Source organism: Planctomycetaceae bacterium (assembly GCA_021371795.1).
Classification (GTDB): Bacteria; Planctomycetota; Phycisphaerae; order Sedimentisphaerales; family UBA12454; genus UBA12454.
Genome location: JAJFVK010000013.1, coordinates 249,632 through 263,748, shown reverse-complemented (window position 1 = coordinate 263,748; position 14,117 = coordinate 249,632). Strand labels below are relative to the sequence as shown.

Annotated in this window: 13 protein-coding genes and 1 tRNA gene; 3 read left to right on the top strand and 11 right to left on the bottom strand. The window is 45.7% G+C overall.

Going from position 1 to position 14,117, the window contains the following annotated elements; all coding sequences use genetic code 11:
* Positions 1–96 precede the first annotated feature (96 nt).
* From rpe to LLF92_06690, 3 genes are read right to left on the bottom strand one after another with little or no spacing between them, the layout of a single operon-like run.
* Positions 97–777 carry a ribulose-phosphate 3-epimerase gene (gene rpe, locus LLF92_06700; GenBank protein MCE5340802.1) on the bottom strand — a complete coding sequence of 227 codons (681 nt, stop codon included), beginning with the start codon at positions 775–777 and terminating at the stop codon, positions 97–99.
* A gap of 30 nt (positions 778–807) precedes the next feature.
* Entirely contained in the window at positions 808–2,298 is a 1,491-nt protein-coding gene (locus tag LLF92_06695) for a hypothetical protein (protein ID MCE5340801.1), read from the bottom strand.
* Between the two features lie 2 nt (positions 2,299–2,300).
* Positions 2,301–3,236: a PTS sugar transporter subunit IIA gene (locus tag LLF92_06690; protein MCE5340800.1), complete on the bottom strand. Its 936-nt coding sequence runs from the start codon at positions 3,234–3,236 to the stop codon at positions 2,301–2,303.
* Between the two features lie 150 nt (positions 3,237–3,386).
* Between LLF92_06690 and LLF92_06685 the strand changes: the two genes are divergently transcribed.
* From LLF92_06685 to LLF92_06675, 3 genes are all read left to right on the top strand, one after another.
* Complete coding sequence (locus LLF92_06685) at positions 3,387–4,157, top strand: PEP-CTERM sorting domain-containing protein (protein ID MCE5340799.1); 771 nt, start codon at positions 3,387–3,389, stop codon at positions 4,155–4,157.
* Between the two features lie 143 nt (positions 4,158–4,300).
* Positions 4,301–4,813 (top strand): nitroreductase family protein, encoded by a 513-nt coding sequence (locus LLF92_06680; GenBank protein ID MCE5340798.1) that lies wholly within the window; start codon positions 4,301–4,303, stop codon positions 4,811–4,813.
* 40 nt (positions 4,814–4,853) lie between these two features.
* Positions 4,854–4,924 (top strand) — tRNA-Ala (locus tag LLF92_06675).
* Here the strand turns inward: LLF92_06675 and LLF92_06670 are convergent.
* From LLF92_06670 to atpF, 8 genes are all read right to left on the bottom strand, one after another.
* Positions 4,925–6,061, bottom strand: coding sequence for a rhomboid family intramembrane serine protease (locus LLF92_06670; GenBank protein ID MCE5340797.1), 1,137 nt, complete (start codon positions 6,059–6,061; stop codon positions 4,925–4,927).
* Complete coding sequence (locus LLF92_06665; GenBank protein MCE5340796.1) at positions 6,061–8,580, bottom strand: hypothetical protein; 2,520 nt, start codon at positions 8,578–8,580, stop codon at positions 6,061–6,063. The genes LLF92_06670 and LLF92_06665 overlap by 1 nt, the downstream gene beginning before the upstream one ends.
* 90 nt (positions 8,581–8,670) lie before the next feature.
* Positions 8,671–9,102 carry a F0F1 ATP synthase subunit epsilon gene (locus LLF92_06660; protein ID MCE5340795.1) on the bottom strand — a complete coding sequence of 144 codons (432 nt, stop codon included), beginning with the start codon at positions 9,100–9,102 and terminating at the stop codon, positions 8,671–8,673.
* Positions 9,102–10,523 carry a F0F1 ATP synthase subunit beta gene (atpD, locus tag LLF92_06655; protein MCE5340794.1) on the bottom strand — a complete coding sequence of 474 codons (1,422 nt, stop codon included), beginning with the start codon at positions 10,521–10,523 and terminating at the stop codon, positions 9,102–9,104. Before atpD ends, LLF92_06660 begins: the two co-directional genes overlap by 1 nt.
* Positions 10,520–11,413: a F0F1 ATP synthase subunit gamma gene (locus tag LLF92_06650; protein MCE5340793.1), complete on the bottom strand. Its 894-nt coding sequence runs from the start codon at positions 11,411–11,413 to the stop codon at positions 10,520–10,522. Before LLF92_06650 ends, atpD begins: the two co-directional genes overlap by 4 nt.
* A 38-nt stretch (positions 11,414–11,451) precedes the next feature.
* Positions 11,452–12,966 (bottom strand): F0F1 ATP synthase subunit alpha, encoded by a 1,515-nt coding sequence (gene atpA / locus LLF92_06645; GenBank protein ID MCE5340792.1) that lies wholly within the window; start codon positions 12,964–12,966, stop codon positions 11,452–11,454.
* Positions 12,963–13,541: an ATP synthase F1 subunit delta gene (gene atpH, locus LLF92_06640; GenBank protein ID MCE5340791.1), complete on the bottom strand. Its 579-nt coding sequence runs from the start codon at positions 13,539–13,541 to the stop codon at positions 12,963–12,965. The genes atpA and atpH overlap by 4 nt, the downstream gene beginning before the upstream one ends.
* Positions 13,538–14,107: a F0F1 ATP synthase subunit B gene (gene atpF, locus LLF92_06635; protein MCE5340790.1), complete on the bottom strand. Its 570-nt coding sequence runs from the start codon at positions 14,105–14,107 to the stop codon at positions 13,538–13,540. The genes atpH and atpF overlap by 4 nt, the downstream gene beginning before the upstream one ends.
* Positions 14,108–14,117 lie beyond the last annotated feature (10 nt).

Sequence of the window (14,117 nt, the reverse complement as noted above, 5' to 3'; positions counted from 1 at the left end):
CAATGTTCAAATCTTGGGAAAGTACGACTGAAAGCTGCGAGGCATCGATATCCGAAAAACCATTGAAAGGAATAAGATACACATCAGGCTCTTCTGTCATTTTTTTGTAATAGCGTTGGTTATAGCATTAATCGCGGCAGTGCGGTCAGATTGACCAAAAATAGCGTTGCCGGCGACAAGTGTATCAGCACCTAACTGTGTAACTATCGGTGCGGTCTTCGCATCTATTCCGCCATCGACTTCGATTCTAATATTCGGGCCGACAATCTGTCGAATCGGTTTGATTTTCTTCGCGGCTTCGTGAATGAAACTCTGGCCGCCAAAGCCGGGGTGAACCGTCATTACTAAAATCATATCCGCCAGCGGCGCGTATTTTTCTATCGCCGAAACCGGTGTTTCAGGATTCAAACAAAGGCTTGCGCAAACACCGGCATCGTGCAGTTTCTTTATGAAGTCCGTTGGATTCGGAACAACCTCAATATGAAACGTGATATTATCTACGCCTGCTTTTATAAACGCATCGGCGTATTTTCCCGGTTCGCTAATCATCAGATGACTGTCAAAGAAAAGATTCGAGCATTTGCGGATTTTTGAAATGACAACAGGGCCAATCGTAATATTCGGCACGAAATGACCGTCCATTACGTCAAGATGCAGCATTGTTATGCTGGTCTTTTCGACCTGTGCGATTTCATCGCCAAGACGTGAAAAGTCTGCGCTCAAAATTGATGGTGCTATTTCAATCGTTCCGGTTTTTGGTAATTTTTTATTTGCCATATTGTTAGAATACCAAAGATTTGGCGTGTGTCAATTGTTAGAATCGCCAATTAAACTCGGATGAAGTTCGAGGGTTTTCTTTTCGAGTGTTTGACGCATTTCTTCCCGCTGCTGTTTTGTGGGCATATAAGGCGATAAAAGGGCAATTCCGCCCCATGCGATAATGCAGGATGTGATGCCAATGACCGCGCCGACCTTTAGCCATTCGAAGAAATAAATGTGCGCTTTGTACCTTTTTTCGAGCATACCAAGTGCAACGATGTTTGCGGTCGAGCCAATCATTGTAATATTGCCGCCAAGGCACGCGCCCTGAAGCAATGCCCATAGCAGAGGCGTGTGGCCGAGGTCGTTGACAATCGGCATAAAGGCCGCGACGAAAACGATATTGTCAACAAATGCAGAGCCAATAGCTGCAACACCAATTATTACGGGTGTCAAAAGTGCAGGCTTATCGCCGAAGGCCTGTTGGAAATAGCCGGCGATTTTGCTCGAGACGTGTGTTTCTTCGAGTGTGCCTGCGACTGCGAACAGCATCATAAAGAAAAGCAGCGTCCACCATTCGACGTCGGCTTCGATATAATGGCGTGCGCGTTCGTGCCGCCAGAGCATCAGCAGACCCGCAATGACCAGCGGCGCGACAATCAGCACTGTATTCGGGGCAAGGCCGAGTTTGATTTCGATATGGTGATGCAGAGCGATGAACGTAATCATTCCAACGAGCACTGCCAGGCCGCTTTTATACGGGACTTTCACCAATGGCCCCAATCCAAGGCCTAATTGCCTGCGGTCGTTGAGGCGTTCTGTCATCAGCTTTATGTCTTTTCTGTATATCATCATTAAAAGAATGATGGAGACCGTGAGCGTTACGAGCATTATCGGAAATGACCACGTAATGAAGTCAACGAAACTCAAAGGCGGATTCGCTTTTTGTCCGATGAGAATACCGACAGGATTGCCGAGCATTGTGCCGGTAGAGCCGATGTTTGTGGCCAGTACGCCGATGATGACGAAAGGTGTGGGTTTGATTTTCAGCGTATCGCAGACCTGAAAAATCAGCGTGGCGATGAAAACGATGGATGTAACTTCGTCAACCGCGCAGGCCATAAACGCGCCGAGTACGGCGATGATAATGACAAATGTTTTGCCGGTGATGTGCGGAATAGTGATTACGCTTTGAATTATCCATGTAAAAAGGCCAAGCTCTTTCAGTACACCGACAGTTACCATCATCCCGACGAGAAACAGAATCACATCGATTTTACATTCACGGATAAATGTAGGCAGCGTGAGCACGTTTGTGCCCATAAGCACGCCGATGCCGACAAACGCAATCGCCAGGCGGAACTGCCAAAACAGCAGCGTGGCCATAATAATCATAATGAATATCGAACACGACATCGCCTGCTGTCTGTTGAAATCGAGAGAATGCGCGAGCAGACCGACGGCGCCGCTTACTGCGAGCATAATACAGAGGTATAATGTATTTTTGATTTTCTGTTTTTTTATTTCCTGCTCTGTCATTTTTATTCCCGAAGCACTTTGCTTAAAAATGTCGCAAGCGAAACAATGCCAATCAGTTTTTTGCCTCGCATAACATACGCGATATCAGTTTGCTGACGTGAAATTTCCTTTGCGACCTGTACGGCAGGGGCGTTTTCGTCAACGGTTGCGTAATCGGATGTCATAATTTCCGCCAGCCAGGTTTGGCTTTCCTTTCGCAGGATTTGCGCGAAAGGCTCAAAATTAATAATCGGCGTTAAATCGTCCATCCACAGCACATAATCCGGCAGACAAACGCGGAGCAGCTCGTGCGTAGAGACCACGCCGATGAGTTCACCATCTTTGTCAATCACGGGCACTTCGCTGACAAGGTGTCGGATAAATAAATCAATCGCACGCTCCATCGTATCGTGTTCCTGAAGTTTTACGGTAACAGGTTCCATAATGTCGCAGGCTCGCAGAAACTCCGGCAGGGTCGCTCCGTTTGTCTGGAAGAACGACCATATTTTTTCCGGCGTGTCTAATTTGGCAACGGTGTCGGCAGTGGCCGGAGCCTGACAAATTTTCGCGACAGAACTAATCGCCTGCAAATACAGGCCGGGGGCAATCTTTGGCGCGAGTGTGAGAATTATAAGTTTAACTGTATTATTGCTGCGTTCCGGTGCGTAAACGAAACCGTCTTTTACGGTTGCCACGCCGACGATGATTTTGTCGATGCTGTCGAGTCTTGCGTGCGGCATTGCGATGCCCGGACCGACGATTGTGGGAATTTCGTTTTCACGATGCTGCACTTCCTTGAAGGCCTCGTCCACATTGCCAATTCCGGCCTGATAAGCAAGCTGGGTCAGCAGTTCGCGCAGAACAGAATCGCGGTCGGTTTTTTGTGTGTGACAGACTACATAAGCGGGCTTAAACAGTGATGCGAATTGAACCGGATGTACTTTGTTATTTCCTGCCATATCATCCTTTTCTATGCTTATGGAATTAATATACCATTTTTTATTGTAATGTAAAGAGGTATTTTAGACTTGACAAAGTTGTATTCTTGAATATACTTAACCCTTAGTTGATTCGGTGAAGAAATTATTTTTTTTTGGAGGTGGAGGAAAATGAAGGTATCTTTGAGGTTAGTGTGTTGTTGTATCATCACTTTAAGCTCATCACTTTTTGCAACCGCTGGTTTTCAGCTTACGGCAATCAATCTTGGTGATGGAAAAGTTGCAATCGGCTACAGTGGGGCAGATAGTTTAAATGTTCCTGTGGGAATCGCGTTAAATGCAACTTTGACGAATGGCGCAACTTTTACCAGTTTGGTTTCAGCAAGTTCATATTTTCCAATATACCCCAGTACAATTATGATGGATATGTCTGGTGTTGTAACCAGTTGGGGTACGCCGGTTTCGCCGGTTGGTTATCCTGGAGTATATGGAAGTCTGGGGACAAACGCAATAACTCTTGAAATGGCAGCGGATATTCTTTGCAGCGAAGCTGGATACGATGATTATCTTCCGGAATTAGATTTGAATTATGACGGGTTTGTTGATTTGCTTGATTTGAGAGTGGTTGTAGAAAACTGGCTGATAAATGGCGATTTTAGTGCGGGAGATATTAATCTTGATTGGATTGTTAATCTACTCGATTTAGGAATGTACGCAAATTCCAATTCGATTCCATTGGATTTATCCGACTTGGTAGTGCTGCAGATAGATTTAAATGGTGCAACTGAAACCACTTTGAATATTTCGACAGAAACTACATATCGCGGCGGAATAGTATTCGCGGATGGAGTAGTAGGAGCTGCATCAGTATCGCTGGTTATTCCAGAGCCAACAACAGTTCTGCTTCTGACTTTGGGCGGCTTGCTTTTGAGAAAAAAGTAATAATATAACAAAGATTAACAAAAAAGGCCGACATTTGATATCGGCCTTTTTATTTTAAATATGTTAACCTGCACAATTTAATCTTGTCATTTCTCTTTCTTAATTCTTGACGATAAAAATTGACCGATTATAATAGCCGCCTTATGGATTTATACGAAGCAATAAAAAAACGGTATGCTTGTCGAAGCTATGCTTCAAAACCGGTCGAAAAGGACAAACTCGACAGGATAATCGAAGCGGCAAGGCTCGCGCCATCGGCCAAGAATCTGCAGGACTGGCGGTTTGTTGTCGTTACTGATGAAAAACTGCGTAAGGAAGTCGCTATGGCGGCCAATGAGCAGATGTTTATCGCCACGGCACCGGCGATTATTGTCGGATGCAGCAACAGTGATTATAAAATGCGGTGCGGTCTGGCGATTGCGTCGATAGATGTCGCTATCGCTATGGAGCATATCGCGCTGGCGGCTACGGCCGAAGGACTGGCGAGCTGCTGGATTGGCTCGTTTTATCCAGAAAAACTTAAACCCATTCTCGGCATTCCCGACCGAGTGGAAATAATTGAAATTATGCCTGTCGGTTACCCGACCGATAAGGAAGTGCACAGACCTCGCGAGAGTGTCGAAAAAATTGTATGCTATGAAAAATGGCAACTGTAGTTTCGGATTTAGATATTAGGATTTCGAATTTTCTCGTATAGGGGATGTGGTGTAACGGGAGCACACCGCGGTCGCATCGCGGAAATATGGGTTCGATTCCCATCATCTCCATTACAAGGCTTCAGAATGTTCTGAAGCCTTATTTTTTGGCCGAGTATAAAGCCAGAAAACAAAACCTGTTGCCACGCCGCCCAAATGTGCAAGTGCAGAGACATTACTAAACCCGTGGAATTGGGCAATTGCGCCCACTGTTTGCATCAGTATCCATAAAGCAAACAGACAGATAGCCGGCATACGAATCCATCTAAATAAGAATCTGTAGCCACACATCATTCCAATTTGATTGTGAGGGAATCTTAAAGCGTAATAAGTGATAACTCCTGAAATGCCGCCACTTGCTCCGATGCACGGAGTTAATGAATGCGGGTCGGATAATATATGAGTAATATCTCCAACCAAGGCCGCAAGAATTATTAATACTATATATTTGAATCTGCCGAGAAAATCTTCGACATTATCGCCGAAGATAATTAAAAAATATAAATTACTGACAAGGTGAAAAATATTTGCGTGTAAGAAAAAAGAGCTGATTAACGTTAATCCCGAATGGCGGTAATAATATTCAGGAATCAAGCCCCAATTATTTATTGTTTCTCTCAGATTATAGAAAGCAAAAAAACTTACAATAGCTATTACAGCGGTTAAAGTCCATGTAACAAAAGGTGTATTTTTGATTCTTTCATCGTCGTATTCAATTGGAAACCCTACAAATCCAAGTAATACTTGTACATAATTATCAGGTGCTTCATCTGACGAGTAGCCGATATCTGCAGCTCTTTGTTTTTCTTTTTCAAATTCCAACCTTGCAAGAGCAAGTTTTTCACGCTGCTCCATCGTGAGTTTGTCAGTGATTTTTGCTTCCGGTTTTATTTTTGGAAGCTGCTGATATTCATTGTTGTCGAACCATACCATACGACATCTTTTACACGTATCGAGATAAACGGTGTATTCACCGTTTATGATTGGTACTTCGGCCATCGGACTTGCACAGGATGGACACTTTCGTTTTTGCGGATATTGGCCGGAAATTGTCCGCTGCCATAGTTTACTTGTAGAGTTGCCGGAGATTATTTTTCGCAAAAGTTCGAGCGTGGCAGCCCGGCCTTTACAGGAAGGGCAATACCAGAACATGCCGAATTTGCTCTTAATCCTCTTTAGTTCGGTCTGGCAGTTTGGACATGTAAACATTATTTATTCGCGATAAAACAATTAACAGATTCAAACTTTATTCCACTTAATATTTCTTCCATTGGTTTATCTGTTTTAATTCTAATATTTACCGGTTCGTTCGTCAATATGTCGAAATAGTCGTCGCTTAATTCAGCATCGAACGCGCAGTCAATGTGAACATCTTTTACTAAATTTTTGCTGCTTAAAATCAAATTCCAGTTCAACGCATCAACTTTTTCAGTTTTAACCGTGATATTTGCCGGTGTGAAATTAAAATATTTATCCGGCACGAAGAAAAATACATTTTCAGCTAAAATTTCTTTGTCGCCGCGGAGCTGGATATGAATAAACGTGTCGTTCTGGTTCTTTTCAGCAGTGAACGACTTTGGCAGCAGGACTTTTTCCACGCAGCCGGGGCCAATAGATAACGGTCTGCTGAATTCATCTATAACATTAAAATTCGTATCCGTAAGTTTGCACACAAGCAATGCGGTCTGCTGTAAAAGCGAGTTGTTCACGGCTGATGCTGTAATCGCATCGATAGTTTTATGCTGCGGGCGATGGCGTGTAATCTGTGCTGACGCGGAAACGACGACCGGAGCGTAAAATTTGCGAGTGTGATAGTATAACGCTTTTTTGCGATTCTTATAATCAAGTGCAGACCAGCTTATCGACGGGCAGCAATCGTTAAACTGCCAGTACAAAACGCCGGAGTTGATATGCGAATTGCGGCGGAGATGTTCGACATATTTGCGAATCGCGCGAGCCTGCGCCACCTGCGACAGATAAATAAATTCATCGATGTTTTGCGGCATCGGGAACAGTTCGTTAATATAATAAAGCAGTCTGTTCATGCCGTTTATCATATAGTTATGTTTTTCGAGCGAATCGGCGGCGGTATGCGCAGCATCAATATCAAAAAGTTCTTCCAGTGTTTTTTTGCACGGCAGAGCCTGGAAACCAAATTCAGAAACAAAACGCGGAATCGTGCTAAGATAATTGTCCGTATGTTTCATACATGCCCAAACGTCCCACTGGTGAATGGTTCCGCTTTTCGGCGTATTTGGGTCTTTGGACGGACCGAATGGCGTAGAATTAATATAATCGCGATTCGGGTCAAGCTCGCGGACAAGTTCCGGCAAAAGCGAATGGTAAATATTTTTACCGTAGAATTTCTGGCCTTTGCGAGTGTGCATTGCCTGCTGCCAGTCGATTTCATTATTGCCGCACCAGATTACCAGCGACGGATGGTTGCGTAGACGGATAATGTTTTGCGTCGCTTCTTTTTTTACAATATCCATAAACCACTGGCGGTCTGGATAGTGAGAGCAGGCGAACAGAAAATCCTGCCAGACCATAATGCCGAGTCTGTCGCAGATATCATAGAAAGTATTTGTTTCGTAATATCCGCCGCCCCAAACGCGGATGAAATTTATATTAGCGTCAACTGCCAGTTCGAGCAGCTTTTCGTAATCCTGCTCCGTCGCCGAGCCGACGAAGAGCGTAATGGGAATCCAATCAATACCTTTGGCGTAAACAGGCTGATTGTTGATTTCGAACTGGAAACTCGTGCCGAATTCGTCGGGAGTCTGGTTTATCTTCACCGTTCTTATGCCGAAAGTTTTCAGGGTCGTATCAATTTGCCTGTCATCGCAAACAAGGCGGGCTTCGAGTTTATATAAAGGCTGCTCGCCGTAACCTCGCGGCATCCAAAGCTGCGGCTGCTGGATTTTTATTACTGTCGAGGCGTTGTTTTGGTTATTCGGCAATTCCAATCTTGTCGATGTAACGATATTTCCGTCGGAGTCGCAAATGCTGATATCGCAGCTAATGTGTTTTTTCGCAAAATTATCCGTCTGTACCGAAATTTTTATATCAGCGTTTGATTTATCGCAGTCTATCGTTGCGATTTGGATATCACGGATACAGCTTTTGTCAAACGCTTCAAGTCGGACAGGCTGCCAGATACCGCAGCCGGGCATTGTCGGCGCCCAATCCCAGCCGAACTGGCACTGTGATTTCCGAACATACGGCCGCATCAGCAGCGAACATTCGGGCAGTGCGGTCGGATAGAAATTTCCGAAGCGGTTCATCAGACGCTGACCTTCTTCGGTTGCGGAATCGAATTTTACAAGAAGTTCGTTATCTTTCGGTTGTAACAGTTCTGCGACATCAAAACGCCACTGGCAAAACATATTATCTGTATTGCCGAGCAGTTTTCCGTTGAGCCAGATTCGACCATAAGTATCAAGGCCGTCGAAGACAAGCTCCATTTTTTCTGATTGCAGGAAATCTTCTGGCGCATCAAATGTTTTTTTGAAAATCCACGGGTCAACACTTACCTGATAAAAATCGTTGGGATTATTTTCCAGTTTTTTGCGGTCGATGACTTGCGCATCGATAAGGCACGAGAAAATCGAAGCCGGGACAGTGCAATCGAGCCAGCTGCCTTCGTTGAGGTCGCGCATCCTTCGTGCTGAAACAGGGTATTGTTTAAACTGCCATTTTCCGGATAAATTATGTGTTTTCGTCGCCATGCACAAAATATTAGCAGAAAATGAGAGGAAGCAAAGTAAAAAAAGCCTGGTTTAGGGTATGTAAAAGGCTTGCACAGGTGTACAAATCGCTTACGCACTATGATAAGTCAACAATTGTTCCAAAAGAATATTCTTTTTCAGCAGATGCGCGTGTTGCGGGGATTTTTCAGGTGTATCTTTGAGCTTTCGCTTGTTGGCGTCTACAAGTATGTTAATTTTGTCTTTTTTGGCGTCCCAGCCGATGACGGCGTCGGCGGCAATTATGTGGACAACATTGGAGTGAACCAGCGCGAAACCGCCGTCAATCAATGCGAATTTTTTACCGGCCTCGGATGTGTCGGTATGCGGTAAGTTAATTTCCATAATGCCAATGCCAAGTTCACAGAGCATCGGCATGTGATGACTCATAACGCCTACGCTGCCGTCGTGCGCGATAAAGATGACGCTCGATGCCGAGCAGTCGAGCAGTTTGCCTGCCGGCGAAACAATTGTACATTTGAACATGTTTTTTGATTCAGACATTATTTTTTACCTGTAAGCAGCGCGGCTTTCTGTGCGGCGTCTTCAACTGTTCCGACATACATAAACGCTTCTTCCGGCAGATGATCCCATTTGCCTTCGCATATCTGTTTGCAGCTTTCAATCGTATCGGCCTTATCGACATATTTACCTTCAAGGCCTGTGAACTGGAACGTAACGAGGAACGGCTGCGAGAAGAATCTTTCGAGCTTTCTCGCTCTTGCGACAACCATCTGGTCTTCACGGCTCAATTCGTCAACGCCGAGAATCGCGATAATATCGCGCAAATCATTGTACCGCTGCAGATATTCGAGCACTCTTTGCGCAACGTCGTAATGGTTTTTGCCAACGATATTTTCATCGAGAATACGAGATGAGCTTTCCAGCGGGTCAACCGCAGGATAAATACCTTTCTGTGTAATCGCACGGCTCAACACAACAAACGAATCCAAATGCGTAAACGTCGTTGCCGGTGCGGGGTCTGTCAAATCGTCAGCCGGTACGTAAATCGCCTGTACCGAAGTAATTGAGCCGCGGAGTGTAGATGTGATTCTTTCCTGCAGTTCGCCCATTTCCGTGGCTAATGTCGGCTGATAACCTACCGCTGATGGAATACGGCCAAGCAGTGCGGATACTTCCGAGCCTGCCTGCGAGAAACGGAAAATATTATCGATGAACAAGAGCGTGTCGCCTACTCCGCTTTCGCAGAAATATTCGGCCTGCGTCATGCCTGTCAATGCGACTCTCAATCTTGCTCCCGGCGGTTCGTTCATTTGGCCGAAAACAAGGCAGGTATGATTTAAAACGGTATCATTAGTGTCGCCGATTTTAGTGTGCTGCATTTCGAGCCACAAATCGTTTCCTTCACGTGTTCGCTCGCCAACGCCGGCAAATACTGAATAGCCGCCGTGCTTGGTTGCGATACGTGCGATAAGTTCCTGTATAACGACGGTCTTGCCTACGCCTGCACCGCCGAATAGGCCTGTTTTGCCGCCTCTTACGAACGGGCAAAGCAGATCGACAACTTTAATGCCGGTCTCGAACATTTCCGATTTTGCGGAAAGCTCAGACAGTTTCGGAGGATTGCGGTGAATCGGACGCGTTACGTTTGTCATAATCTGTCCGCCCTCGTCAATAGGTTCGCCGAGCAGATTAAGCACTCTGCCGAGTGTTTCCTTGCCGACTGGTACCGTCAGCGGGGCGCCGGTGTCAAAGACGTCAAGACCTCTGCGGAGGCCCAGTGTGCTGCCCATCGCGATAGCGCGAATCTTGCCGTCGCCAAGGTGCTGCTGCACTTCGCCGAATAACTTCTTGCCGCTGGGCATAGTTATCTCAATAGCGTTGTGTACGGCAGGTACATCCTGCAAATCAAATTTAGCGTCGAAAACGCTTCCGATAACCTGTACTAATTTGCCTTTTTTCATGTTAATGCTCCGGTTCCACCTACAATGTCAAGTAAATCGCCCGTGATCTTGCTTTGTCTGGCGGTGTTATATTCGTTTGTTAATTTCTTAATCATAGTCTCGGCGTTGTCGGTTGCGCTTCTCATTGCAACCATACGCGCCAAATGCTCGCTCAACGCGGCATCCATAAAACAAAATTCAATAGACGCCCGAACGATAATTCGAGCCAGTCCTTTGATTACTTCAAAAGCTTTCGGCGAAAGATAAAATTCCTCGAAAGAAATATCGTAAGGCCAAATCGCGGTCGAACGCGTGGTAAGACTGTCAATCAGTTCCGTCAAAGGCAGAATCGTCATTGTCTGCACGCTCTGGCTCGACGCTGAAAAGTACTGCATGTACGCAATATCAAAATTGTCGATTTCGCCTGCCATATACCGGTCGATACAGTGGTCTGTAATCTCGTCTATGCCGACGCCTTCGAGACATTTGTCAATGTTTGGATATACTTTTTGGGGCGTTATACCTTTGTATGCGATAGTGCTTAAAAGTCTGCTTTCGGTCGCGTAGATATCAAGCTCACGATTGAACTGTGCGGCGTTTTTAATATGCACGTCAATCAGATGTGAGATATGGCTGTTATACGAGCCGCAAAGTCCGCGAGTTGAACCCACAGCCAAAACAGAAGAACGATTAGACTTGTTCTGCTTCAAAAGCGGATGGTCGATCGGTTCCTGTGAGGTAACCATAAGGTATCCGATTTGCGAAAGGGCGTTTTCGTATTCAGCGGCGATGTCTCTGCGGTGGTGATATGTCTTGTACTTGGCGGTAGAGACCATCTCCATTGTGCGAGTGATTCGCCTGATACTGTCGGCAGCCTTGCGCCGCTGTAATATTTGTCTTGTTCCTGCCATATTATTTTATTCTGAATCTATTAACTAACAACTATCAACTAAATCAACGCATTAGCTTCTTTGAATTTTTTGATTTCTTCGGTAACTTTTGCCGCAAGGTCGTCGCTGAAGTTTCCGCTCTTGTTGATTTCTTCCATGTAATCGCCGTGTTCGGATTTTAATCTTTGTGTAAACGACTGCGCAAATTTCGCAACGTTCTTAATGGCAATATCGTCCAGCAGGCCGCTTAGTCCCAAAAAGATAGTAATGACCTGCTCGCCTACGGTAACGGGTGAAAACTGCGGCTGCTTGAGCAGTTCGACCATTCGAGCGCCTCTGTCCAACTGCGACTGTGACGCAGCGTCCAGTTCGGTGCCCAAACGTGCGAAGTTCAACAATTCATTGTATGACGCCAGATACAGTCTTAATCTGCCGGCGACTTTCTTCATAGCGCTGACCTGTGCGTTGCCGCCTACACGGCTGACACTTGTGCCAACGTCAACAGCAGGTCTGATACCCGAAAGGAATAAATCTCTTTTCAGATATATCTGGCCGTCGGTGATTGAAATAACGTTTGTCGGAATATAAGCTGAAACCTGCTCTTCGAGAGTTTCAACTATCGGCAGGGCTGTAATTGAGCCTGCGCCAAGTTTGTCGGAAAGTTTTGCACTGCGTTCGAGCAGTCTGCTGTGCAGATAGAAAATGTCTCCCGGATACGCTTCTCTGCCCGGCGGCCTGCGAAGAAGCAGACTTAACTGACGGTACGCAACGGCGTGTTTGCTCAAATCGTCGTACACAATCAGAACGTCTTTCTGATGTTCATACATAAAATATTCAGCCAGCGCACAACCTGAATACGGTGCGATGTATTGCAGCGATGCGATGTCCGAAGCAGGGGAGGTAATAACCGTTGTGTATTCCATAGCGCCGTGTTTGCGGAAAGTTTCGATTACTTCGGCGACCGTTGATTCCTTTTGGCCGATGGCGACGTAAATGCAAACAACGTTTTCCTGTTTCTGATTTATTATTGCGTCAATAGCGATTGCTGTTTTGCCGGTTTTTCTGTCGCCGATAATCAGCTCACGCTGCCCGCGGCCGATTGGTATCATTGAATCAATGCTTTTAATGCCGGTTTGCAGAGGTTTCTTTACCGGCTGTCTCTGCGAAATTGAAGGAGCGTCGGATTCGACGTATCTTGTCGAGGATGTTTGAATCGTAGGGCCGCTGTCGATAGGTTCACAAAGCGGATTGACAACTCTGCCCAGAAGCTCTTTGCCGACAGGAACAGACAGAAGCTGACCGGTAGAGTGAACATCGGAGCCTTCCTTGATTTTAACATAATCGCCGTAAATAACCGCGCCGATGGAGTCTTCCTCAAGGTTGAATACTTCGCCCTTAACGCCGTTTTCAAACATAAGCATTTCGCCGGACATAGCGTTTTGCAGGCCGTAGATTCTGGCGATGCCGTCGCCGACTTCAACGACCCGGCCGACTGCAGTAACGTCGAGCTTATTTTTATACTGGCTTATTTCCTGTTTGAGGATTCCGCCTAATTCACTAATATCAAATTTCATATACTTTTTCCTGAATTCCTGCCTCGAGAAATGACTGTATCGACCGCTCGATGCAATCTGGTTCGGATTGAATTGTCAATCATCTTGCCTTCGTATCTAATAACAGCGCCGCCGATAATGGCCGGTTCGACATTGAATTCCAATGTAACATTTTCGGTTTTGAAAGCTTCGGTCAGCGATGCCTTTATCGCGTCTTTTTCGCTTTGTTCGATAGCGTGCGAAATGGTCATCCACACGTCCTTGTAGCCTTTGGATTCTCTGTAAAGTTTATCATATTTTTTGATCATATACGATATCGCACTCAAACGATTCTTTGAACCGGCGACAAGTAAAAAATTTAAAGTTAATTCGCAGACCCTGCCGGTAAACAAAGTTTCAGCAAGTTTTCTCTTATGTTCGGCCGAGAGAAAAGGAGAAGACATAATGGCGTGGAAATCGCCTTCTGCGAACATAAATCTGTCAATTTCATCCAGGTCATCTTTGACAGTGTCCGCTTCGCCTCGTTCGGCCGCGAGTTCAAAAAGTGCATGGCCGTAAATTTCGCCCAAATTATATAAAAAATTTGAAGATATCATTTGTTAAGGCTTTCTTCCTGCAGCTTTCCAATAGCTTCGTGAATAAGTCTCTTGTTATCTTCCGGCGTAATGCTTCGTCCGAGCACTTCCTGGCTGATATTAATAAGCATATTACCAGCCATATGCCACAATTGCTGCGATGCGATGCCTTGTGCGCCGGCAATTTCAGCATTGGCTCTGTCTGTAATGGCCAGTGCCTCTTTGCGTGCCTGTTCGACAATTTCCTTGCTGGTCTGATTGGCATACTTGTTGGCCCGCTCGATTATATCAAGGCTTTTATGCTTGTGCTCATCGAGCAGATGCTCTGCCTTTGACTTTGCGTTCTCGGCATCGGATAACTGCTGCTGAATAGTATCTTCCCTGGTCTTGAGGCTTCTAAGCAGGGGCTTCCATGCGAAAATGCCAAGAACAATGACCAGTGTGCCGAAAGCAATAACTGTCCAAAGGGCATCCGCGTAAGAGCCGCTGAAGATGCCTTCCTGTGCAGGTGCGGCCTCTTCGGACGCGACAACAGTGCCGCCGAACAATAACGCAATCGAAATTGCTGTTATGATTCTTTTATTCATTTTAAATCCT